The sequence below is a fragment of the Pseudomonas sp. NPDC087814 genome (genome assembly GCF_044742865.1).
Lineage (GTDB): Bacteria > Pseudomonadota > Gammaproteobacteria > Pseudomonadales > Pseudomonadaceae > Aquipseudomonas.
Genome location: NZ_JBIUVK010000021.1, coordinates 72,163 through 93,918 on the forward strand (window position 1 = coordinate 72,163; position 21,756 = coordinate 93,918).

Sequence of the window (21,756 nt, forward strand, 5' to 3'; positions counted from 1 at the left end):
TTCGACGCTTCCGTATCGCTACGTTAGTGTCTCTGAGGCGCGCTATTCTACAATCTTAAAAACCCCTGTCAACCCTTTAAATTGCTTTTAAGACAATGATTTGCGCTTCTTTCTGATTTCTCCTTGGGGAGAAGAAACCGTTGGGCTGACGTTGCTGCGGGGCGCACTTTACAAGCCTTTGCCTTACAGTTCAACGCCCTATCGAAAAAAAAGGCCCCGCAATGCGGGGCCTCTTCTTATAGCAGTACCGCTTGGGCTTAGTGGAAGACGATTTCGTCGTTCTCCACCGTCGCCTCGACGCTGGAGCCCGGCATAAAGCTGCCCGACAGGATCAGCTGCGCCAACGGGTTCTCGATCCAGCGCTGGATCGCACGTTTCAACGGCCGTGCGCCATAAACCGGGTCGTAACCAACCGCGATCAGCTTGTCCAACGCCTCGCGGCTCAGCACCAGGGACAACTCGCGCTCCGCCAGACGGCTGCGCAGGCGGCCCAACTGGATCTCGGTAATGCCCGCGATCTGATCCCGCGCCAGAGGCTCGAAGATCACCACTTCATCGACCCGGTTGATGAACTCCGGCCGGAAGTGGCTGGTCAGCGCGTCCATTACCGCTGCACGCTGGGCTTCACGGTCACCCACCAGCTCCTGGATCTGTACCGAGCCCAGGTTGGAGGTCATCACGATCACCGTATTGCGGAAGTCCACGGTACGCCCGTGACTGTCCGTCAGGCGACCATCTTCCAGCACTTGCAGCAACACGTTGAACACATCCGGGTGGGCCTTCTCGACCTCGTCCAGGAGGATCACCGAGTAAGGCTTGCGCCGTACCGCTTCAGTCAGGTAACCGCCTTCCTCGTACCCTACATAGCCTGGTGGCGCCCCGATCAGGCGAGCCACGGAATGTTTCTCCATGAACTCGGACATATCGATCCGCACCATCGCCTCTTCGGTATCGAAGAGGAATTCGGCCAGGGCCTTGCACAACTCGGTCTTGCCCACGCCGGTCGGGCCGAGGAACATGAACGAGCCGCTCGGACGGTTCGGGTCGGACAACCCGGCCCGCGAACGCCGCACCGCGTTGGACACCGCGACCACCGCCTCTTCCTGGCCGATGACGCGCTGGTGCAACAGGCTTTCCATCTTCAGCAGCTTGTCGCGCTCGCCTTCGAGCATTTTCGACACCGGGATACCGGTCCACTTCGAGACGACTTCGGCGATTTCTTCCTCGGTCACCTTACTGCGCAGCAGCTGGTTCTCAGGCTTGCCGTGCTGGTCGACCATCTGCAGGCTACGCTCCAGGTCCGGTATCACCCCGTACTGCAACTCGGCCATGCGGTTCAGGTCGCCTTTACGGCGGGCTGCTTCCAGTTCCTGACGGGACTGCTCGATCTTTTGCTGGATCTGCGCAGAACCCTGCACTTCGGCTTTTTCCGAGGTCCAGATTTCTTCGAGGTCCGAATACTCGCGTTCCAGGCGAACAATTTCTTCCTGGAGTTTTTCCAGGCGTTTCTTCGCCGGCTCGTCTTCTTCTTTCTTCAGGGCCTGGGATTCAACTTTCAGCTGAATCAGGCGCCGATCCAGACGGTCCAGCACTTCGGGCTTCGAATCGATCTCCATCCGAATGCGGCTGGCCGCTTCGTCGATCAAGTCGATGGCCTTGTCCGGCAACTGCCGATCAGTGATGTAGCGATGGCTCAGTTTCGCCGCCGCGATGATCGCACCGTCGGTGATCGCGACTTTATGGTGGACCTCATACCGCTCTTTCAAGCCACGCAGGATCGCGATGGTGTCTTCTTCGCTCGGTTCTTCCACCAATACTTTCTGGAAGCGACGCTCAAGGGCCGCGTCCTTCTCGATGTACTGGCGGTATTCGTTCAGCGTGGTCGCACCCACGCAATGCAACTCGCCCCGCGCCAGTGCCGGCTTGAGCATGTTGCCCGCGTCCATCGAGCCTTCGCCTTTACCGGCGCCGACCATGGTGTGCAGTTCGTCGATAAACAGAATGATCTGCCCTTCCTGCTTCGACAGTTCGTTCAGCAGGGATTTGAGGCGCTCTTCGAACTCGCCACGGAACTTGGCGCCGGCAATCAGCGACCCCATGTCCAGGGATAGCAGGCGCTTGCCTTTAAGGCCGTCCGGCACTTCACCATTAATGATGCGCTGGGCCAGGCCTTCGGCAATCGCGGTTTTACCCACGCCAGGTTCGCCGATCAGCACCGGGTTGTTCTTGGTGCGACGCTGCAGGACCTGGATGGTGCGACGAATTTCGTCGTCACGGCCGATCACCGGGTCAAGCTTGCCTTCTTCGGCGCGCTTGGTCAGGTCGACGGTGTATTTGTCCAGGGCCTGGCGGGACTCCTCGTGGTTAGGGTCATTTACCGCCTCGCCGCCGCGCAGGTTGTTGATGGCGTTTTCCAGGGCTTTTTTGCTCACGCCCTGGCCCAGCAACAATTTGCCGAGTTTACTGTTGTCGTCCATCGCGGCGAGCAGCACTACTTCACTGGAGATGAACTGGTCACCCTTTTGCTGCGCCAGTCGATCCGCCTGGTTAAGCAGACGCGCCAGATCCTGGGACATATTCACGTCGCCAGTCGGGTTTTGGATTTTCGGCAGTTGGTCGAGCTCTTTGCTCAACTCCTTGCGCAGGCTGTTGACGTCGAAGCCCACCTGCATCAGCAAGGGTTTGATGGAACCGCCTTGCTGCTCCAGGAGCGCTTGCATCAAGTGCGCAGGCTCGATGGCCGGATGATCCAGGCCAACCGCCAGAGATTGGGCGTCAGATAAAGCCAACTGCAATTTGCTGGTTAAACGATCAATACGCATTAGTCACCTTCCTTTTGAGCAGGCCGGAGCTATGAACAAACACATCCTGAATGAAGAAACCTGCCAGATACCCTTATAGATGGGGTGGATTCTGGAAGATTCAAGCGGGCGACCGCTGACTTGCGTCAGGATTGACCCAAGTCAAAGGAGTCTAGCGTTCAAGCCAGACAAGGGAGGCAAACCGACCGGTGCGCGGGCTGCGACGGTAGGAATAGAAGCGGGGATCCGTCACGGTGCACAAACCACCACCGTACACGGCAGTGACGCCGCGGGCGGCAAGCCGCAGGCGAGCCAGTTGGTAAATGTCGGCCATGAACTTGCCCGGGTTCTGACTGGGCACGAACGCCTCAATCGTTTCCGGAAGTTGCTGCATAAAGGCTTCACGCACTTCCGGGCCGACTTCAAAGGCTTGCGGACCGATGGCCGGCCCCAGCCACACCAGTACGTCGGCAGGCTCGGTATCCAGGCTTTCAACGGTCGCTTCCAATACGCCAGCGGCCAGGCCACGCCAGCCGGCATGGGCTGCCGCGACGCGGGTACCGGCGCGATTGCAAAACAAGGCAGGCAGGCAATCAGCCGTCATCGAAGTGCAGGCGATGCCCGGAGTGCTGGTCCAACTGCCATCGGCTTCGGCAGTCCGGCCGGGATCCGCCTCGACGACAACCACACCGTGAACCTGGCGCAACCAGGCGGGCTGGATATTGAAGGCAGCGCAGAGACGACGGCGATTTTCGAGCACGGCTTCGAGGCTGTCCTCGACATGATCGCCGAGATTTAGGCTGTCGAACGGCGCCACGCTGACGCCGCCCGCACGGGTGGTAACGCAGGCTTTCACCCCGGCCGGCGCGGGCCAGTCAGGAATCAGCCAGTCACTCATCCGATAAACGCCTCGCGATCCTGCTTGAGCAGCGACAACAACCAGACAAAATCGTCTGGGAGTGGCGATTCCCAGCTCATCCGCTTACCGCTCGTCGGATGATCCAGCTCCAGGAAGCGTGCATGCAGCGCCTGGCGCGGGAAGGTTTTCAGCGAATCAACCATGGTTGCACTGGCCGCCGGCGGAATGCGGAAGCGCCCACCGTAGGCCGGATCTCCGACCAACGGGAAGTTGATGTGCGCCATGTGCACCCGAATCTGGTGGGTACGACCGGTTTCCAGCTTTACCCGCACGTGAGTGTGGGAGCGGAAACGCTCAAGCACGCGGTAGTGGCTGACGGCTTGCTTGCCGCCTTCCATCACCGCCATGCGCTGGCGCTGCTGGCCGTGGCGGCCGATCGGGGCATTGATTTTGCCACCGGCGGTTACCACGCCGATCACGATGCATTCGTAGATCCGGCTGACGCTGCGGCTCTGCAGTTGTGTGACCAGCTGCGTCTGCGCCTGAATGGTCTTGGCTACCACCATGAGGCCGGTGGTGTCCTTGTCCAGGCGGTGCACGATGCCGCAGCGCGGGACATTGATGATGTCCGGCACGTGGTGCAACAAGGCATTGAGCAGCGTGCCATCAGCGTGCCCGGCGGCCGGGTGAACCACCAGGCCGGCAGGTTTGTTGATCACCAGGATGTCGTCGTCTTCGTAGACGATGTCCAGTTCAATGTCCTGGGCGATCCATTCTCCCTGGGCTTCCTGCTCGGCAGTCAGCTCAAGAATCGCACCACCATGGACTATGTCTCGCGGGCGGATAACCGCTCCATCCACAGTCAGGCGGCCGTCTTTGATCCAGGCGGAAAGGCGCGAGCGCGAGTGCTCAGCGAATAATTGTGCGGCGACTTGATCGAGGCGTTGGCCGCCCAATTCGGACGGCACCTCTGCGCGAAGTTCAATTTTATCGGACATGCTCAGACTAGGCGTGGCACAGCCTTTGGTTTCGGCTGCGCGCTTGTGGTTAAATACGGCGTCTTTTGCCCCGAGGCTTTCCAAGGGGCGCTCATCATAACAGGACGGCCCCGCCCAAGACAGCGGCCGTCATAGGGACGCAAGCCGCCATGCAAGTGAAACACCTGCTGCTGATCGCCATCCTCGCCATGACTGCTGCTTGCTCGTCAACAAAGGAAGTCGTCGACGAAAACCTGAGCGAGGTCGAGTTGTACCAACAAGCTCAGACCGACCTGAACAACCACAGCTACACCAGCGCCACGGCAAAACTGAAGGCACTGGAGTCGCGGTATCCGTTCGGGCGCTACGCCGACCAGGCCCAGCTCGAGCTGATCTACGCCAACTACAAGAACGCCGAGCCGGAAGCTGCCAAGTCCGCCGCCGAGCGTTTTATCCGCCTGCACCCTCAGCACCCGAACGTGGACTACGCCTACTACCTCAAGGGCCTGACCTCGTTTGACCAGGACGTTGGCCTGCTGGCGCGCTTCCTGCCGCTGGACATGACCAAGCGTGACCCGGGCGCTGCCCGCGACTCCTACAACGAGTTCGCCCAGCTGACCAGCCGCTACCCGAACAGCCGCTACGCGCCGGACGCCAAGCAGCGCATGATCTACCTGCGCAACCTGCTGGCTTCCTACGAGATCCACGTAGCCGACTACTACCTGACCCGCCAGGCGTATGTCGCTGCCGCCAACCGTGGCCGTTACGTAGTGGAAAACTTCCAGGAAACCCCATCGGTGGGTGACGGCCTGGCCGTGATGACCGAGGCTTACCAGCGCCTGCACCTGGACGCCCTGGCGGCCACCAGCCTGGAAACCCTGAAGCTCAACTACCCGGACCACCCAAGCCTGAAGGACGGCCAGTTCGTACCGCAGGTTGCCGAAGCGGACAACCGCTCGTGGTTGAGCAAGTACACCCTGGGCCTGATCGAGTCCCGTCCACCGCTGCCGCCGGGCGAAACCCGCGCCAACCGGGACATCATCAAGCAATACCAGGACGCCAAGGATTCGATTCCATCGGACCTCAAGCCGCGTGACGAAAACGGCGACATCATCGAAGAGCAAGGGCCTCAAGCCCTGGGCAACAACGAAGATCGCTCGTGGTTCAGCTACATGACTTTCGGTATCTTTGACTGATTGTTCGCCGCGATGCAAAAAGGGAGCTCTTCGGAGCTCCCTTTTTTATTGCGCTGCATAATTGCGCTGTGCGCCCATCACGTCCTTGGCTAAACTGCGGGATTCCTTGTCGAGAAGCTGCCCACCATGGTTCGTCTACTGTTCTGGATCGCCGTTATTGCTGCCGCGGTATGGTTTTGGCGCAAATTCAAAAGTCCGGCCGCCAAACAGCAGCGGCCCAGCGAACAGGGCCCGATCCAGATGGTTCGTTGCGCCCACTGTGGCCTTCACCTGCCACAGGATCGAGCCTTGAGCCTGCGCCAGGAATGGTATTGCACCCAGGCGCATCTGGAGCAAGGGCCGAAATCTATCCAGCGTTGATTCGGCCTGCCGGCGCATACGGGGCCGGATCAATGATCGGCTCATGTCCCAGCAACAAATCGGCAAACAGTTGGCAGGACGCCGGCGCCAGCACCAGGCCGTTGCGGTAATGCCCGCAGTTGAGCCACAGCCCGTCGAAACCTGGCACCTTGCCAATATACGGAATGCCCTCCGGCGAGCCGGGCCGCAAACCGGCCCAATGCCCCACCACTTCGGCATCGGCCAGGGCCGGAATCAACTCGACGGCAGAGGCTTTCAGGCTTTCCAGTGCAGAGTCGGTGGGCGTCTTGTCGAACCCCTCGTGCTCCAGCGTGCTACCAATCAGAATGTGCCCATCCCGCCGGGGAATCGCATAACGCCCCTTGGCCAGGACCATGCACGACAAGAAGTCCGACGCACACTTGTACAAGATCATCTGCCCCTTGACCGGCTCCACGGGCAACTCAAGCCCCAGGCGGCCCAGCAACTCACCGCTCCAGGCGCCGGCGGCCAGCACTACCTGATCGCCATGGATCGGCCCGAGCGCCGTATTCACCCCAACAACCTTGCCGCCCTGCTGAATAAACCCATCAACCGCACACTGCTCGTGAATCGTCACGCCCGGCAGGGCCAACAAGGCCGCCTTGAGGGATTTGACCAACCGCGGATTACGCACATTGGCCACATCCGCCATATAGATCGCCTGGGAAAACCCGGCACCCAGCACCGGCACAGCGTCATGGGCAGCTGAAACATCCACCTTGCTCAGCGGGCGCCCTTCGCGGGCTGCCCAGGCAAGCGCCTCGGTTTCATCATCCAGGTCCAGCCAATACAGGCCGGTGGTGTGAACTTCCGGGTCAATGCCAGTAGCCGCGAACAGACGCTCTGCCAGTTGCGGGTAAAAATCCTGGGACCAGTGCGCCAGGGCCGTCACGGCCGGGCTGTAGCGCCACGGGTAGAGCGGGGAGACAATGCCGCCGCCGGCCCAGGAAGACTCCTGACCGACCGCCGAACGATCCAGCAACACAACCGCTTGCCCTTGGGTCGCCAGGTTGAACGCCGTCAACAACCCGATTACCCCACCACCCACAACCACTACTTGCTGTTGCTTAGCCATTGTTCGATCCAGCCGATAAAAAGAAAAAGGCACGCCCGGCGCCCAATCGTCCAGCTTCCTCATCATTGCCCCCAGCACGCCTTGCGCGTCATATCAGGCGCGGCTCCCGGATTGCTTCGCGCACCGGTACTGCTCAGACTGAAGGCGGCACAGGGATCGCCCGCCATCACCGAGTCAATTGCCGGCGTGGCAAGCAGAACGAAATCCTGAGGGTTCAATGCAGGGGTGATTCTATAGCGATCATTGCCGGCGATGACGCCAGTTGCATCAATAAAAGTGCCGTTCCTCGCGTAATAGCGCTCAAGGTACTGTGCCTGCTCACTCAGCAACCCGGCAATTTCCGCGCGATAGACCTTTTTCATATGGCTGAGATACCCGGGATAGGCGACGCCCGCCAGGAGTCCGACGATCGCCACGGCGATCAGTAATTCGATCAGGGTGAAGCCTGTGCAATCCTTGCCCATCGCGCTGCTCACTTATTGAAGTTGTCGCCACATGATTCTTCGGAAACGCTCGCCGGGCCCGCTGCCCACACGGGCATACACAGACTCCAGGACGGAGCGTGAGTGCCCACTGACGCCCACTGATGTCACGCGATAGACGGTGGCCTGGGCCTCTGCCGGGAGTTGAGCCAAACCCGTTCCCGGCCCCAGGTTTTGAATACCGTAGACGCCATCTTTCATCCCTATCCAGGTCACAGTCGATACGGGATTCGTCCCCGGCCCCACTACCGAAACCGATTCGGCAGGTGGCGCGCACGCAGCCATCGAGTGGCAAGGGCGCAGGGCGAAACCTGACGCCTGCACCAAAGACTCGCCAAGCCTGAGGCCGCTTTCGGCCTGCTGAAACGACTGGTTGCGCTGCCGAAGGCTGCCGGTAATTTTTTCTTGCGAGATTGCTCCCTGCATCGAAGACAATCCGAGGAGTGCCAACAGCAGCAGGAATACCAGGCTGATCAGCAAAACCATGCCTGCCTGCCTCGAACGGGAGAGGTAATAACCCATGGGCACGCTACTCCAGGCGATTACGTAGTGCCGCGACCACGCTGTAGGCCTGGTCTTTCACCAACCCATTTGGATCCTGAAGTGTCAGCAGAATCCGCACGCTGCGGATGAGCGACTCATCGCCGGGGTTGGGGTCATATCGGCTGACAACCGTTGAGCCAGGCTTGTCGGCCACGCCGAAACTGATATCGAATGCCCCCACGTTATCCACCAGCACCGCTTTGCTCGGGGCCGCCAGCGTGCTGAACTTCAGCTGCCCGCCCTCAAAGGTGTAGGTCAGCTTGCGCAGTGGGAAGTGGATTTGCCCGGGCGTCGCTGCCGGCGGGCTTCCAACATAGGCGTGGGCAGAGCCGGTGCAATCGGAAAGCACCGTCCAGTCCGGCTTGCTGCCACCCTCCCCGACGTCGGCGGTCACCAGCGTCAGGGACCGGGAACTGCCGGTGGTACTCCATCCAATGGGACGATCAAAACCTGCGGGAGCGTTGCTGATTGATGCAGCGGACAAGCAGCCAAACATGCCCGCCTGGCGTATTTCCTGAATCAGCTTGCCAAGGGCGAACCGTGCATCATCCTGCAACAGCGAAGCCGCACTCTGGCTGGCATAAGTGGTTCGGGAGCTGAGTGCAATCTGGGTCACCCCCAGGATCAACATCAGGCCGAGGGCCAATGCCAGCAGCATCTCTACCAAGCTGAAACCGCACACTGGACCTCTCATGGCAACACCCTCGGGTCGACTGCAATCCGGCTGGTCAGGGTGAATGTTTCCCGGGTGCCTTGAGCCTTCGCTCCACGGGAGTCGTCCCAACTGATGCTGATGGTCACTTCTCGCTGATTGACCGCAACCGACCCCTTGGCGCTTTCCCCGGCGAACCCGGCGATATTCGCTTCAAAGTCGTGCAGGTCCAGATCACGCACACTCGCGACCGAGGTGCTGGAGGGCGCGCGTTCACCCTGGCCCCAGGAGTAATCAGCACCCGAATTGGCGCGGATCCGGTCGAGCATGTCGTAGGCAATGAAACTGGCCTGACTGGTCATCCTGGAACTGTCGGTATATTTCAATGCATTGAGCTGAATGACTGCCGCCCCTAGCAGGCCGACAGCGAGGATCAGCACAGATACCAGGACCTCGATCAGCGTCATTCCGGCCTGGGTCGGTTGCGGGTGGGGCGTTACGGGAAAAGCGTTCATTACCATCGCCATCCATGTCGAAGGTCATCAGAAAGCAGCGCAAACCTGCTGTGCGACGCAAGACTAGCGCCGGTATTGCCTGGGCGCTGCCCCCCGGAACAAAGCGAAATACTTTGGACAGAATGGCCACCATTCGACCCGCCGGACTGGGCGCTATAACTATGTCTGCCATCCGGCACCGACTGAAAAAGCACACCGCGTCCACGGAGGGACGGCCCATGAAACAACGTGGTTTCTCGCTGATTGAGCTGGTTCTGGGCCTGTTCCTGAGCGGCATCCTGGCCAATCTGGCAGTGCCAAGTCTCAAGGGGCTGCTTGAATCGCAACGTCGCCAGAGCGCCGCCGAATCCCTTGCCGGCGGACTGCGTTATGCCCGTACAGAAGCCATCGCACGCAATCGCACGGTGGTTATCCATGCATTGGACGATGACTGGAGCCGGGGTTGGAGGGTGATACTGGACCTGAACGGTCGCGGCCATCTGGACGACAAAAACCCGGTGCTGCTGGAGCGCCAGGACAGTGGGCAGATACCGATTGTGGGGAATACGCCGGTGAGAACCCAGATACGCTTCAGCAGCCTGGGTGAACCGCTGCTGTCAGCAGGGGCATTCAGCGCCGGCACCGTCCACGTGTGTGCGACGGACCAGCAACTGAGCCTGTATCAAATAGTGCTGGCCGCCAGCGGGCGTATCAGCCTGCGCAGTAACAAGACCGAGCAGGCTTTGTGCCGGGGCTATGCCGGTACTCCGGGCCTCAGAGCAGCGAACGAACCCGCAGCTCCTTGGGCATGGAGAAAGTGATGTTCTCTTCACGGCCAGCCAGTTCATCAGCGCCCGTGGCGCCCCAGGCCTGCAGTTGCTGAATAACGCCACGCACCAGGACTTCCGGGGCCGAGGCTCCGGCAGTGATGCCGATGCGTTCGACACCGTCGAACCAGCTGCGCTGCATGTCTTCGGCACCATCGATCAGGTAGGCCGGGGTGGCCATGCGCTCGGCCAGTTCGCGCAGGCGGTTGGAGTTGGAGCTGTTGGGGCTCCCCACCACCAGCACAACATCGCATTCGTCGGCCAATTGCTTGACCGCATCCTGGCGGTTCTGGGTGGCGTAGCAGATGTCATCCTTGCGTGGGCCGCCGATGGCCGGGAAGCGCGAGCGCAAGGCATCGATGACGCGGCTGGTGTCGTCCATGGACAAGGTGGTCTGGGTAACGAAAGCCAGCTTTTCAGGGTTGTGCACCTGCAATGCAGCGACGTCTTTTTCGTCTTCCACCAGGTAGATCGCCCCACCATTGCTGCCATCGTACTGGCCCATGGTGCCCTCGACTTCCGGGTGACCGGCGTGGCCGATCAGGATGCACTCACGACCATCACGGCTGTAGCGCGCGACCTCGATGTGCACCTTGGTCACCAGCGGGCAGGTGGCGTCGAACACTTTCAGGCCACGGCCTGCTGCTTCGGTGCGTACCGCCTGGGAAACGCCGTGAGCGCTGAAGATGACGATAACGTCGTCCGGCACCTGGTCCAGTTCTTCAACGAAGATTGCCCCGCGGCTGCGCAGGTCTTCGACCACAAACTTGTTGTGGACGACTTCATGGCGCACGTAAATCGGCGGCCCGAAAACTTCCAGGGCGCGGTTGACGATTTCAATCGCCCGGTCCACGCCGGCGCAGAAGCCACGGGGGTTGGCGAGTTTGATTTGCATGCTGTGCCTCGTGTCTTGCCCTGTAGGATCGAGCTTGTGTGGCGAGGGCGCTTGCTCCCGCTGGGCCGCGAAGCAGCCCCAACAAGCTCGCCCCTGCAGTAGGCCGATTTCGTTAGTTACAGCGCTTTAACGTCGATGATTTCAACATCAAAGGTCAAGGTTTTCCCGGCCAACGGGTGGTTGAAGTCGATGGTCACTTGCGCGTCATCAAAGGCTTTCACCACACCCGGCAGCTCGGTATTCGCCGCATCGTTGAAGATCACCAGCAAGCCTTCCGACAGCTCCATGTCCTGGAACTGCGAACGCGGGATGATCTGCACGTTTTGCGGGTTGGGCTGGCCAAAGGCGTTTTCCGGCAGGATCTGCAGGTTGCGCTTGTCGCCGGCCTTGAAACCGAACAGTGCCGCTTCGAAACCCGGCAGCAGGTTGCCGTCGCCGACCTTGAAGGTCGCCGGGGCCTTGTCGAACGTGCTGTCGACCGTGTCGCCATTCTCCAGGCGCAATGCGAAATGCAAGGTGACTTCCGTGTTCTGGCCAATGCGTTGCTCAGCCAATACCTGTTCAGTCATGAACGGTCTCTCCGGTTTTCTTGCTTTTGAACATATCCAACGCCAGCATGATTGCACCGACGGTGATGGCGCTGTCGGCAAAGTTGAACGCCGGGAAGTACCAGCGGTTCTGCCAATGCACCAGAATAAAGTCGATCACATGGCCCAGGGCAATGCGGTCGTACAGGTTGCCCAATGCGCCACCCAGCACCAGCGCCAACGCAACGGCCAGCCAGGTGTCGTTACGCCCCAGGCGCTTGAGCCAGACTACCAGCACGGCACTGACCACCACGGCGATCAGGGCAAACAGCCAGCGCTGCCAGCCGGAGCTGTCAGCCAGGAAGCTGAACGCAGCGCCGGTGTTGTAGGCCAGGGTCCAGCTGAAGTAGTCGGGAATCACCACGATCTGCTGGTACATCTCCAGGGCGCCTTCGAAGTGAGCCTTGCTGAGCTGGTCAATGACCAGCACCAGCACGCTCAACACGAGCAAGCCCAGGCGTCCAAAACGACTGGCTTCAGGCATAGTGACGAACCTCGCCAGCGCCAGAGATGTTGTCGACACAGCGACCGCAGATTTCCGGATGCTCGGGGTTCACGCCGACATCTTCACGGCAGTGCCAGCAACGGGCGCACTTGGCGAAGGACGACTTGACCACCTTGAGCTTGAGACCCGGGACTTCGGTCGCGACTGCGTCTGCAGGCGCTTGGGCAAACGGCGCCAGGCTGGCGGTCGAGGTGATCAGGACGAAGCGCAGTTCGTTGCTCAGCTTGGCCAGGTCAGCGGTCAGGCCTTCTTCGGCAAACAGCGTGACCTCGGCCTGCAGGTTGCCGCCAACGGCCTTCGCCGCGCGCTGCACTTCCAGTTCCTTGTTCACGGCAACCTTGACGGCCATTACGCCTTCCCAGTACTCGCGGCCCAGCTCGAAGTCGGCTGGCAATTCGGTCAGGCCTTCGTACCAGGTGTTGAGCATCACGGACTCGTTACGCTCGCCCGGCAGGTATTCCCACAGTTCGTCGGCGGTGAATGCCAGGATCGGGGCGATCCAGCGCACCAGCGCTTCAGAGATATGGTACAGCGCGGTCTGCGCCGAACGGCGGGCCTTGCTGTTGGCGCCGGTGGTGTACTGGCGGTCCTTGATGATGTCGAGGTAGAAACCACCCAGCTCCTGCACGCAGAAGTTGTGGATCTTCGAGTAGACGTTCCAGAAGCGGTATTCGCCGTAGTGCTCTTGCAGCTCGCGCTGCAGCAACAGGGTACGGTCCACGGCCCAACGGTCCAAGGCGAGCATTTCCTCGGCCGGCAGGATGTCGGTGGCCGGGTTGAAACCGGTCAGGTTCGACAGCATGAAGCGTGCGGTATTACGGATCCGGCGGTAGGCATCGGCGCTGCGCTGCAGGATCTGCTCGGAAACGGCCATCTCGCCCGAGTAATCGGTAGAGGCAACCCACAGGCGCATGATGTCGGCGCCCAGGGTGTCGTTGACCTTTTGCGGCGCGATCACGTTGCCCAGGGACTTGGACATCTTGCGACCGTTCTCGTCGACGGTGAAACCGTGGGTCAGCAGCTCGCGGTACGGGGCATGATCGTCGATCGCGCAACCGGTCAGCAACGAGGAGTGGAACCAGCCACGGTGTTGGTCCGAACCTTCCAGGTACAGGTCGGCACGCGGGCCGGTCTCATGGCCCATCGGGTGCGAGCCGCGCAGTACGTGCCAGTGGGTGGTACCCGAGTCGAACCAGACGTCGAGGGTGTCGCTGATCTTGTCGTACAGCGGCGCTTCGTCGCCCAGCAGCTCGGCGGCGTCCAGCTTGAACCAGGCTTCGATGCCCTCTTGTTCAACGCGCTGGGCAACCTCTTCCATCAGCTCGACGGTACGTGGGTGCAACTCGCCGCTTTCCTTGTTCAGGAAGAACGGAATCGGCACGCCCCAGTTGCGCTGGCGGGAGATGCACCAGTCCGGACGGTTGGCGATCATCGAGTGCAGGCGCGCCTGACCCCAGGCCGGAACGAACTTGGTGTCTTCGATCGCCTTGATCGCACGCTTGCGCAGGGTTTCGCCGCTGGTCGGCTCTTTGTCCATACCGATAAACCACTGCGCAGTGGCGCGGTAGATCAGCGGGGTCTTGTGACGCCAGCAGTGCATATAGCTGTGGGTGATGGTTTCGGTGTGCAGCAGCGCACCGACTTCCGCCAGCTTGTCGACGATCGCCGGGTTGGCCTTGAAGATGAACTGGCCACCGAAGAATTCCAGGGACGGCACGTACACGCCGTTGCTTTGCACGGGATTGATGATGTCGTCGTTGACCAGGCCGTATTGCTTGCAGATCACGAAGTCGTCAACGCCATAGGCAGGCGAGCAGTGAACCACGCCGGTGCCGGCGCCCAGTTCAACGTACTCGGCCAGGTAGATTGGCGACAGGCGGTCGTAGAACGGGTGACGGAAGTTGATCAGTTCCAGCGCGGACCCGGTAGTGGTCGCGATCACCGAGCCTTGCAGGTTGTAGCGGGCCAGGCACGCCTCCACCAGCTCTTCAGCCAGCACCAGCAGTTTGTCACCGACGTCCACCAGGGCGTAGGTGAATTCCGGGTGCACGTTCAGCGCCTGGTTGGCCGGGATGGTCCACGGGGTGGTGGTCCAGATCACGATGGAGGCTGGCTTGGCCAGGCTCGCCAGACCGAAGGCTTGCGCCAGTTTGGCTTCGTCGGCGATCGGGAAGGCCACGTCGATGGTCGAGGACTTCTTGTCTTCGTACTCGACTTCGGCTTCAGCCAGGGCCGAGCCGCAATCGAAGCACCAGTTCACGGGCTTGAGGCCCTTGAACACGAAACCGCCCTTGACGATTTCGGCCAAGGCGCGGATTTCACCGGCCTCGTTCTTGAAGTTCATGGTCTTGTACGGGTTGGCCCAGTCGCCCAACACCCCCAGGCGGATGAATTCGGACTTCTGCCCTTCGATCTGCTCGGTGGCGTAGGCACGGCACAGTTCGCGGGTTTTATCCGCGCCCAGGTTCTTGCCGTAGGTCACTTCGACCTTGTGTTCAATCGGCAGGCCGTGGCAGTCCCAGCCCGGGACATAAGGCGCGTCGAAACCCGAAAGGGTTTTCGAGCGGATGATCATGTCCTTGAGAATCTTGTTCAGCGCATGACCGATGTGAATCGTGCCGTTGGCATAAGGAGGGCCGTCGTGCAGGACGAATTTCGGACGATCCTTGCCAATCTCGCGCAACTTTCCGTACAGGCCAATACTGTCCCAGCGCTGCAGGATCTGCGGTTCGCGCTGTGGCAGGCCGGCCTTCATTGGGAAGGCGGTGTCCGGAAGGTTTAGCGTGGCTTTATAGTCGGTCATTTAAGGCTCTTCATTAGCGATGGGCGCTAGGTGCGGCTAGTGCACGGGCGGCGGCGACATCCGCATTGATCGCCGTTTTCAACGCCTCCAGGGAGGCGAAACGCTGCTCTTCACGCAGCTTTTGGTGGAAAGCCACCGTCAAACGCCGGTCATACAAATCACCGGCAAAATCCAAAAGGTGAACTTCCAGGTGGGCTTTGCCATCACCTGCAACCGTGGGCCTGACGCCTATGTTGGCGACTCCGGGCCACGATTGGCCGTCGATGTCGACACTCACCAGGTAAACCCCGGTCAGTGGCACACGACGGCGCTTGAGCTGCACGTTGGCGGTTGGCGTGCCCAGTTGGCGCGCCAGCTTCTGGCCGTGCAGCACCCGCCCGGCAATCCGGAACGGGCGACCGAGCAAACGCTCGGCCAAGGCGAAGTCGGCAGCGGCCAGGGCGTTACGCACCTGGGTACTGCTCACGCGCAGGCCGTCCAGTTCGACGGTTTGCGCGGCTTCGACGGTAAAACCCTGGGTGACGCCGGCCTGCTGCAGGAAATCGAAATCCCCTACCCGGTCGCAACCGAAACGGAAGTCGTCGCCGACCTCCAGATGCTGCACGCCGAGGCCGTCCACCAGGATACGGTCGACGAACTCGGCGGCGCTGAGGCTGCGCAAGCGCTGGTTGAAAGCCAGGCAGAGGACACGGTCCACACCTTCTTCAGCCAGCAGTTGCAGCTTGTCCCGCAGGCGGGCCAGACGCGCCGGCGCCGTCTGCGGGGTAAAGAATTCTCGCGGCTGTGGTTCAAAAATCACCACGCAGCTGGGCACGCCCAACTCAACCGCACGCTCACGCAGGCGGGCCAGGATAGCCTGGTGGCCACGGTGAACACCGTCAAAGTTGCCAATAGTGGCGACGCAGCCCCGATGCTGGGGGCGCAGGTTGTGGAGACCTCGAACCAGCTGCATAACGCGCTTCTTGCTCATAAAGTGGTCGATTATAACCACACCCGGCCCCGGACGACAGGCAACAGCGCAGGCCATTTGCGCGAATCGATAAAACAACCGTCTTATCGACGAAAAGTCTCTAGCTCAGCGACTTGCGATTGAAATCCCGCAAGCGGAAGCCCATCAGCAGCAACATGCCGAAGTACACCAGCACACCAGCCGCCACCAACGCTCCCAGGCGCATGAAGCGCTCGAGCATATGGCCCTGCTCCCAGGCCGGCATGAAGTGCATCAGGCCCAGCAGTACCGCGGCCATCGTCCCCACCGCCACCACCAACTTGAGCGCAAACAAGCCCCAGCCCGCCTGAGGCTGGAACATTTTCTGTTTACGCAGCTGATAAAACAGCAGCCCGGCGTTGATGCAGGCCCCCACACTGATCGCCAGCGCCAGCCCGGCATGCTTCAGCGGACCGATGAACGCCAGGTTGAGCAGCTGGGTAACCACCAGGGTGAAGATCGCGATCTTTACCGGGGTACGGATGTTTTGTTGAGCATAAAAGCCGGGAGCCAGCACCTTGATCACGATAATGCCCAGCAGCCCAACGGAATAGGCGATCAGCGCACGCTGGGTCATCGAGGCGTCAAACGCAGTGAACTGGCCGTACTGGAACAGCGCGACCGTCAGTGGCTCGGCGAGCAACCCCAGGGCCACGGCACACGGCAGCACCAGCACGAAGCACAGGCGCAGGCCCCAGTCGAGAATCCGCGAATATTCGTGGCGGTCTTTGCTGGCATAGGTACGCGACAGCGTTGGCAGCAGGATGGTGCCGAGTGCCACGCCGAGCACGCCGGACGGCAATTCCATCAGACGGTCGGCGTAGTACATCCACGACACCGAACCCGAGACCAGCAGCGAGGCGAAGGCGGTGTTGATGATCAGGGAAATCTGGCTGACGGAAACCCCGAGGATGGCCGGCAGCATGTTGCGCATCACCCGCCAGACGCCGGTGTCCTTGAGATTCAAACGCGGCAGCACGAGCATGCCGATTTTCTTCAGGTGCGGCAGCTGGTACAGCAGTTGTGCCAGGCCACCAGCCAGGACCGCCCAGCCGAGGGCCATCACAGGCGGATCGAAATACGGTGTCAGGAACAGCGCAAAAATAATCATGCTGACGTTAAGCAGGGTCGGCACGAAGGCCGGCACCGAGAAACGGTTCCAGGTATTGAGGATCGCCCCGGCCAGGGACGACAGGGAAATCAGCAATATATAAGGAAAGGTCACCCGCAACAGATCAGTGGTCAGGGCGAATTTTTCCGGTGTATTGGCAAAACCGGGGGCCGTGGCCCAGATCACCCAGGGCGCGGCGAGCATCCCGGCGATCGTCACCAGCGTCAGCACCAACGTCAGCAAACCCGAAACATAGGCAATGAAGGTGCGGGTCGCCTCCTCGCCTTGCTGGGCCTTGTACTCCGCCAGAATCGGCACGAATGCCTGAGAAAAAGCCCCCTCGGCGAAGATCCGCCGCAGCAGGTTGGGCAGTTTAAAGGCAATAAAGAAGGCATCCGTGGCCATGCTGGCGCCAAAAATACGTGCCAGCAGCGTGTCACGCACAAACCCCAGAACCCGGGAAATCATAGTGATAGAGCTGACAGCGGCCAACGATTTGAGCAGATTCATTGAAAGAGTTTTTGCCTATAGATAAAGAGCAGGCGAACAAACGGCCCACATATGCGATACTCCGCGCCTGCAACAAGCACAGAGCCAAAGCTCGCGAGTTTACAGGTCAAGCGCCGGAAATAAATCACCCGCCTCTTAAGATCGACCACTCAGCAGTTCGCATCACACGCCCTTGACAAGACTTCAACTCATCGGCATGATTCGCGGCCTATTTTGTTTGCTATTTCCTAAAAAGTCTTTCGAGGAGCTCGACGGTGGCCAACACACCTTCCGCCAAAAAACGTGCAAAACAGGCTGAGAAGCGTCGCAGCCACAACGCCAGCCTGCGTTCCATGGTTCGTACCTACATCAAGAATGTAGTTAAAGCCATTGACGCAAAAGACGCTGAAAAAGCTCAAGCTGCTTACGTTCTGGCTGTGCCAGTTATCGACCGTATGGCCGATAAAGGCATCATCCACAAGAACAAAGCTGCTCGCCATAAAGGTCGTCTGAATGGCCACATCAAGGCTCTGAACCTTGCTGCTGCAGCCTAAGCGATAAGCTTGTTAAAAAACCGACCCCAGGGTCGGTTTTTTATTGCCTGCGATTTGGGAAAGCCAAAAAAAGAGCCGGCATGCCGGCTCTGCTTCAGATTTATTGCGCTGTGGGCCACGGCAGGATCGGAATCGCCGTCACCGCATTCTGCGGACTGCCTTCGATCAAGCGGTCGCTGTAGACCAGATACACCAGGGTATTGCGCTTCTTGTCGAGGAAACGCACCACCTGCATGGTCTTGAAGACCAGGGACGTGCGCTCCTTGAACACCTCATCCCCATCCTTCAGCTCGCCCTTGAAGCGAATCGCACCTACCTGGCGACAGGCAATCGACGCCTCGGCGCGATCCTCCGCCAGACCCAACCCACCCTTTACCCCGCCCGTCTTGGCGCGAGACAGGTAGCAGGTCACGCCATCCACCTTCGGGTCATCAAAGGCCTCGACCACGATCCGGTCATTGGGGCCGACAAACTTGAACACCGTCGACACCTGGCCAATCTCTTCGGCCGACGCCAGCAACGGCATCGCCAGCAGCAAACCGAGCAATCCCTTCATTACGCGCATCGAGACTTCCTTTTTACTTAAACCAGAATCAGGTTATCCCGGTGAACCAGCTCCGGCTCAGCCATGTAACCCAACAGACCGACAATCGCCTCAGACGACTGCCCGATGATTTTCTGCGCCTCAAGGGCGCTGTAGTTGGCAAGGCCACGGGCAATCTCACGACCGTCCGGCGCCACGCACACCACCATTTCGCCACGGCGGAAGCTGCCCTGGACCAGTTTTACACCCACCGGCAGCAAGCTTTTGTTGCCTTGGGACAACGCTGAAACCGCACCAGCATCCAACACCAGGGTACCGCGCGTCTGAAGATGCCCCGCCAGCCACTGCTTGCGCGCCGCCAGCATGCCGCGCTCAGGCGACAGCAGCGTACCGATGCGCTCGCCCGCCTTGAGACGATCCAGCACCCGCTCAATCCGACCGCCAACGATGATGGTATGCGCGCCGGAACGCGCCGCCAGCCGTGCCGCACGCAGCTTGGTCTGCATGCCGCCACGCCCCAGGGCACCGCCGACACTGCCAGCCACCGCATCCAGCGCCGGATCATCGGCACGCGCTTCGTAAATCAGCTGGGCCTCAGGGTTATTGCGCGGGTCAGCGTCGAACATGCCGTCGCGATCCGTGAGGATCACCAGCAAATCAGCCTCAACCAGGTTGGCCACCAGCGCTGCCAGGGTGTCGTTGTCACCGAAGCGAATCTCGTCGGTCACCACGGTGTCATTCTCGTTGATCACCGGGATCACCTTGAGTTCAACCAGGGCACGCAGGGTGCTGCGGGCGTTCAGGTAGCGCTTGCGGTCGGACAAGTCGTCATGGGTCAGCAGAATCTGCGCCGTGTGGCGCCCGTGCTCGGCAAAGCTGGACTCCCAGGCCTGCACCAGGCCCATCTGACCAATGGCGGCGGCAGCCTGCAGCTCATGCATCGCGCTGGGTCGCGCGGTCCAGCCAAGGCGGCTCATGCCGGCGGCAACCGCCCCGGACGACACCAACACCAACTCGACGCCGGCCTCATGCAAGGCCACCATCTGGTCCACCCAGACACTCATGGCCGCACGATCCAGCCCCTTGCCATCCGCCGTCAGCAGCGCGCTACCGATCTTAACGACCCAACGCTGCGCACCTGTCACCTTGCTCCGCATCATCTTCAACCTTAGATAGAGGGCCGCGCGACCCAGCGCCGCCCATAACGTTATTCGTGACTACCGATTTCCAGATACCAAAACGCCGCTCGATTGAGCGGCGCTTAAGTTTACTGCAACGAATCAGTCGCGCACGTAAATGATTTCCGGACCATCTTCATCATCCACGTCTTCCTCGTCCCAATCATCGTCACCGATATCATGGACCGACTTGACGCCACTGCGACGCAGGGCACGCTGATCATCCAGCGCCTGCAACTGGGCACGAGCCTCGTCTTCGATGCGCTGATCCAGTTCAGCCAGCTCGGCCTTGTAGACAGGGTCGGCGGCCAGGCGATCGGCACGGTCTTCGAGGTAACGCATGATGTCGCGAGTCAGGCGCTCAGTGCCTTCTTTGGCAATGGCCGAGATCACGTAGACCGGACCGGTCCATTCCAGGCGATCAACGATCTCCTTGACGCGCTCTTCGTGCTCTTCCTCGAGGATCTGGTCGCACTTGTTCAGCACCAACCAGCGATCACGCTCAGCCAGGGACGGGCTGAACTTGGTCAGCTCGCTGACGATCACTTCAGCAGCGTCCGGTGCACTGGTGTCATCCAGCGGCGCCATGTCGACGAGGTGCAGCAGCAAACGGGTGCGGGACAAGTGCTTGAGGAAACGGATCCCCAGGCCTGCGCCGTCGGAAGCGCCTTCGATCAGGCCCGGAATGTCCGCAACCACGAAGCTTTTCCAGCGGTCGACGCTGACCACACCCAGGTTCGGCACCAGGGTAGTGAACGGGTAATCGGCGACTTTCGGCTTGGCAGCAGACACCGAGCGAATGAACGTACTTTTGCCGGCATTCGGCAGACCCAGCAGGCCCACGTCAGCCAGCACCTTCATTTCCAGCTTCAGGTCACGCTGCTCGCCTGGCTTGCCCGGCGTGGTCTGGCGTGGCGCACGGTTGGTACTGGACTTGAAACGGGTGTTGCCCAGACCGTGCCAGCCGCCATGAGCCACCAGCAGGCGCTGACCGGCTTTGGTCAGGTCACCAATGACTTCCTGGGTTGCGGAGTCGATCACGGTGGTGCCGACCGGAACCCGCAGTACCAGTTCTTCGCCTTTTTTACCGGTGCAGTCAGTGCTGCCGCCGTTGGAGCCACGCTCGGCATCAAAGTGCCGGGTGTAACGGTAGTCCACCAGGGTGTTGAGGTTTTCGTCGGCGATCATGTAGACCGAGCCGCCATCACCACCATCACCACCGTTAGGACCACCGTTTTCGATGAATTTTTCCCGACGGAAACTCATGCAACCGTTACCGCCGTCGCCAGCTTTTACTCGGATCGAAACTTCATCAACGAACTTCATAACAAAACGCCTCTCGCCACACGGACGAGCTTAAAAAACCAAGACATAAGACTCTTGCAAAAATGAGCGCAGCGACCTCAAGCAACGACCGCAAATCCACTGCTTTCGCCCATCACAAACAGCTTTGCAAGAGACTCACCCCACAAACGAAAAAGCCCCGTCGCGAGACAGGGCTTTTCCAGCAACTACGTAATTATGCCGCGACGACTTCAGTCTTCGGGACAATGCTCACGTAACGGCGGTTGAAAGCGCCTTTTACTTCAAACTTGATCACGCCGTCGATTTTAGCGAACAGAGTGTGATCTTTACCCATGCCAACACCGTAACCGGCGTGGAATTGGGTGCCGCGCTGACGCACGATGATGTTGCCCGGAATGATAACCTGGCCGCCATACATCTTCACGCCAAGGCGTTTGGCTTCTGAGTCGCGACCGGCACGGGTACTACCACCAGCTAGTTCGTGTCCCATGACTCAATTCCCCTCCTCAG

22 protein-coding genes are annotated in these 21,756 nt (G+C 60.3%); 4 read left to right on the forward strand and 18 right to left on the reverse strand.

Annotation, left to right across the window (positions count from 1 at the left end; genetic code table 11):
* Nucleotides 1–257 precede the first annotated feature (257 nt).
* From clpB to rluD, 3 genes are all read right to left on the reverse strand, one after another.
* Entirely contained in the window at nucleotides 258–2,822 is a 2,565-nt protein-coding gene (gene clpB / locus ACIOMR_RS17465) for an ATP-dependent chaperone ClpB (RefSeq protein ID WP_177027815.1), read from the reverse strand.
* 151 nt (nucleotides 2,823–2,973) lie between these two features.
* Nucleotides 2,974–3,699, reverse strand: coding sequence for a peptidoglycan editing factor PgeF (pgeF, locus tag ACIOMR_RS17470; protein WP_134327335.1), 726 nt, complete (start codon nucleotides 3,697–3,699; stop codon nucleotides 2,974–2,976).
* Nucleotides 3,696–4,658 (reverse strand): 23S rRNA pseudouridine(1911/1915/1917) synthase RluD, encoded by a 963-nt coding sequence (gene rluD / locus ACIOMR_RS17475; RefSeq protein WP_003215899.1) that lies wholly within the window; start codon nucleotides 4,656–4,658, stop codon nucleotides 3,696–3,698. The genes pgeF and rluD overlap by 4 nt, the downstream gene beginning before the upstream one ends.
* Before the next feature lie 149 nt (nucleotides 4,659–4,807).
* On the opposite strand from rluD, the gene ACIOMR_RS17480 reads away from it, so the two are divergent.
* Complete coding sequence (locus ACIOMR_RS17480; protein ID WP_401195458.1) at nucleotides 4,808–5,833, forward strand: outer membrane protein assembly factor BamD; 1,026 nt, start codon at nucleotides 4,808–4,810, stop codon at nucleotides 5,831–5,833.
* 126 nt (nucleotides 5,834–5,959) lie between these two features.
* Nucleotides 5,960–6,193, forward strand: a complete 234-nt coding sequence (locus tag ACIOMR_RS17485) for a PP0621 family protein (protein ID WP_026078011.1) — start codon at nucleotides 5,960–5,962, stop codon at nucleotides 6,191–6,193.
* Here ACIOMR_RS17485 and thiO read toward each other — a convergent pair.
* From thiO to pilV, 5 genes are all read right to left on the reverse strand, one after another.
* Complete coding sequence (gene thiO, locus ACIOMR_RS17490; protein ID WP_003215894.1) at nucleotides 6,180–7,289, reverse strand: glycine oxidase ThiO; 1,110 nt, start codon at nucleotides 7,287–7,289, stop codon at nucleotides 6,180–6,182. The genes ACIOMR_RS17485 and thiO overlap by 14 nt on opposite strands.
* A 62-nt stretch (nucleotides 7,290–7,351) precedes the next feature.
* A complete protein-coding gene (locus ACIOMR_RS17495) occupies nucleotides 7,352–7,753 on the reverse strand; it encodes a type IV pilin protein (protein WP_003215892.1) in 402 nt (133 codons plus the stop codon).
* A gap of 12 nt (nucleotides 7,754–7,765) precedes the next feature.
* Nucleotides 7,766–8,293: a PilX N-terminal domain-containing pilus assembly protein gene (locus ACIOMR_RS17500; RefSeq protein WP_102369924.1), complete on the reverse strand. Its 528-nt coding sequence runs from the start codon at nucleotides 8,291–8,293 to the stop codon at nucleotides 7,766–7,768.
* A 7-nt stretch (nucleotides 8,294–8,300) separates the two neighbouring features.
* On the reverse strand, nucleotides 8,301–9,008 hold the full coding sequence (locus ACIOMR_RS17505) for a PilW family protein (RefSeq protein ID WP_177021855.1): 708 nt from the start codon (nucleotides 9,006–9,008) through the stop codon (nucleotides 8,301–8,303).
* Nucleotides 9,005–9,481, reverse strand: coding sequence for a type IV pilus modification protein PilV (pilV, locus tag ACIOMR_RS17510; RefSeq protein WP_102369926.1), 477 nt, complete (start codon nucleotides 9,479–9,481; stop codon nucleotides 9,005–9,007). The genes ACIOMR_RS17505 and pilV overlap by 4 nt, the downstream gene beginning before the upstream one ends.
* 218 nt (nucleotides 9,482–9,699) lie before the next feature.
* Here pilV and ACIOMR_RS17515 point away from each other — a divergent pair, with 218 nt between their 5' ends.
* A complete protein-coding gene (locus ACIOMR_RS17515) occupies nucleotides 9,700–10,281 on the forward strand; it encodes a GspH/FimT family pseudopilin (RefSeq protein ID WP_177067055.1) in 582 nt (193 codons plus the stop codon).
* Here the strand turns inward: ACIOMR_RS17515 and ispH are convergent.
* The 6 genes from ispH to murJ form a co-directional block, all read right to left on the reverse strand.
* Nucleotides 10,235–11,182, reverse strand: a complete 948-nt coding sequence (gene ispH, locus ACIOMR_RS17520) for a 4-hydroxy-3-methylbut-2-enyl diphosphate reductase (protein ID WP_003215881.1) — start codon at nucleotides 11,180–11,182, stop codon at nucleotides 10,235–10,237. The two genes, ACIOMR_RS17515 and ispH, sit on opposite strands and share 47 nt — an antisense overlap.
* A 116-nt stretch (nucleotides 11,183–11,298) precedes the next feature.
* Nucleotides 11,299–11,736, reverse strand: a complete 438-nt coding sequence (gene fkpB, locus ACIOMR_RS17525) for an FKBP-type peptidyl-prolyl cis-trans isomerase (protein WP_003215879.1) — start codon at nucleotides 11,734–11,736, stop codon at nucleotides 11,299–11,301.
* A 7-nt stretch (nucleotides 11,737–11,743) separates the two neighbouring features.
* On the reverse strand, nucleotides 11,744–12,253 hold the full coding sequence (gene lspA, locus ACIOMR_RS17530) for a signal peptidase II (RefSeq protein WP_003215877.1): 510 nt from the start codon (nucleotides 12,251–12,253) through the stop codon (nucleotides 11,744–11,746).
* A complete protein-coding gene (gene ileS, locus ACIOMR_RS17535; RefSeq protein WP_008432838.1) occupies nucleotides 12,246–15,077 on the reverse strand; it encodes an isoleucine--tRNA ligase in 2,832 nt (943 codons plus the stop codon). The genes lspA and ileS overlap by 8 nt, the downstream gene beginning before the upstream one ends.
* Nucleotides 15,078–15,090: 13 nt before the next feature.
* Complete coding sequence (gene ribF / locus ACIOMR_RS17540) at nucleotides 15,091–16,029, reverse strand: bifunctional riboflavin kinase/FAD synthetase (protein ID WP_003215874.1); 939 nt, start codon at nucleotides 16,027–16,029, stop codon at nucleotides 15,091–15,093.
* A 118-nt stretch (nucleotides 16,030–16,147) separates the two neighbouring features.
* Nucleotides 16,148–17,686 (reverse strand): murein biosynthesis integral membrane protein MurJ, encoded by a 1,539-nt coding sequence (gene murJ / locus ACIOMR_RS17545; RefSeq protein WP_003215872.1) that lies wholly within the window; start codon nucleotides 17,684–17,686, stop codon nucleotides 16,148–16,150.
* Nucleotides 17,687–17,940: 254 nt separating this feature from the next.
* Between murJ and rpsT the strand changes: the two genes are divergently transcribed.
* On the forward strand, nucleotides 17,941–18,219 hold the full coding sequence (gene rpsT, locus ACIOMR_RS17550) for a 30S ribosomal protein S20 (protein WP_003215870.1): 279 nt from the start codon (nucleotides 17,941–17,943) through the stop codon (nucleotides 18,217–18,219).
* Nucleotides 18,220–18,319: 100 nt separating this feature from the next.
* On the opposite strand, the gene ACIOMR_RS17555 is transcribed toward rpsT, so the two are convergent.
* The 4 genes from ACIOMR_RS17555 to rpmA form a co-directional block, all read right to left on the reverse strand.
* Nucleotides 18,320–18,784 carry a CreA family protein gene (locus ACIOMR_RS17555; protein WP_008432835.1) on the reverse strand — a complete coding sequence of 155 codons (465 nt, stop codon included), beginning with the start codon at nucleotides 18,782–18,784 and terminating at the stop codon, nucleotides 18,320–18,322.
* Between the two features lie 17 nt (nucleotides 18,785–18,801).
* Nucleotides 18,802–19,920 carry a glutamate 5-kinase gene (gene proB / locus ACIOMR_RS17560; RefSeq protein ID WP_003215866.1) on the reverse strand — a complete coding sequence of 373 codons (1,119 nt, stop codon included), beginning with the start codon at nucleotides 19,918–19,920 and terminating at the stop codon, nucleotides 18,802–18,804.
* Nucleotides 19,921–20,043: 123 nt separating this feature from the next.
* Nucleotides 20,044–21,267, reverse strand: a complete 1,224-nt coding sequence (gene cgtA, locus ACIOMR_RS17565; protein ID WP_003215864.1) for an Obg family GTPase CgtA — start codon at nucleotides 21,265–21,267, stop codon at nucleotides 20,044–20,046.
* A gap of 193 nt (nucleotides 21,268–21,460) precedes the next feature.
* Complete coding sequence (rpmA, locus tag ACIOMR_RS17570; protein ID WP_401195470.1) at nucleotides 21,461–21,736, reverse strand: 50S ribosomal protein L27; 276 nt, start codon at nucleotides 21,734–21,736, stop codon at nucleotides 21,461–21,463.
* Between the last annotated feature and the right edge of the window lie 20 nt (nucleotides 21,737–21,756).

Coding starts and splice junctions, on each gene's coding strand:
- rpmA (WP_401195470.1), bottom strand. CDS start 21,736: ATGGGACACGAACTAGCTGGTGGTAGTACCCGTGCCGGTCGCGACTCA.
- ileS (WP_008432838.1), bottom strand. CDS start 15,077: ATGACCGACTATAAAGCCACGCTAAACCTTCCGGACACCGCCTTCCCA.
- rluD (WP_003215899.1), bottom strand. CDS start 4,658: ATGTCCGATAAAATTGAACTTCGCGCAGAGGTGCCGTCCGAATTGGGC.
- ACIOMR_RS17515 (WP_177067055.1), top strand. CDS start 9,700: ATGAAACAACGTGGTTTCTCGCTGATTGAGCTGGTTCTGGGCCTGTTC.
- pilV (WP_102369926.1), bottom strand. CDS start 9,481: ATGAACGCTTTTCCCGTAACGCCCCACCCGCAACCGACCCAGGCCGGA.
- murJ (WP_003215872.1), bottom strand. CDS start 17,686: ATGAATCTGCTCAAATCGTTGGCCGCTGTCAGCTCTATCACTATGATT.
- clpB (WP_177027815.1), bottom strand. CDS start 2,822: ATGCGTATTGATCGTTTAACCAGCAAATTGCAGTTGGCTTTATCTGAC.
- lspA (WP_003215877.1), bottom strand. CDS start 12,253: ATGCCTGAAGCCAGTCGTTTTGGACGCCTGGGCTTGCTCGTGTTGAGC.
- ACIOMR_RS17555 (WP_008432835.1), bottom strand. CDS start 18,784: ATGCGCGTAATGAAGGGATTGCTCGGTTTGCTGCTGGCGATGCCGTTG.
- cgtA (WP_003215864.1), bottom strand. CDS start 21,267: ATGAAGTTCGTTGATGAAGTTTCGATCCGAGTAAAAGCTGGCGACGGC.
- ACIOMR_RS17505 (WP_177021855.1), bottom strand. CDS start 9,008: ATGAGAGGTCCAGTGTGCGGTTTCAGCTTGGTAGAGATGCTGCTGGCA.
- ACIOMR_RS17480 (WP_401195458.1), top strand. CDS start 4,808: ATGCAAGTGAAACACCTGCTGCTGATCGCCATCCTCGCCATGACTGCT.
- ribF (WP_003215874.1), bottom strand. CDS start 16,029: ATGCAGCTGGTTCGAGGTCTCCACAACCTGCGCCCCCAGCATCGGGGC.
- ACIOMR_RS17495 (WP_003215892.1), bottom strand. CDS start 7,753: ATGGGCAAGGATTGCACAGGCTTCACCCTGATCGAATTACTGATCGCC.
- ACIOMR_RS17485 (WP_026078011.1), top strand. CDS start 5,960: ATGGTTCGTCTACTGTTCTGGATCGCCGTTATTGCTGCCGCGGTATGG.
- ispH (WP_003215881.1), bottom strand. CDS start 11,182: ATGCAAATCAAACTCGCCAACCCCCGTGGCTTCTGCGCCGGCGTGGAC.
- thiO (WP_003215894.1), bottom strand. CDS start 7,289: ATGGCTAAGCAACAGCAAGTAGTGGTTGTGGGTGGTGGGGTAATCGGG.
- ACIOMR_RS17500 (WP_102369924.1), bottom strand. CDS start 8,293: ATGGGTTATTACCTCTCCCGTTCGAGGCAGGCAGGCATGGTTTTGCTG.
- proB (WP_003215866.1), bottom strand. CDS start 19,920: ATGCGGAGCAAGGTGACAGGTGCGCAGCGTTGGGTCGTTAAGATCGGT.
- pgeF (WP_134327335.1), bottom strand. CDS start 3,699: ATGAGTGACTGGCTGATTCCTGACTGGCCCGCGCCGGCCGGGGTGAAA.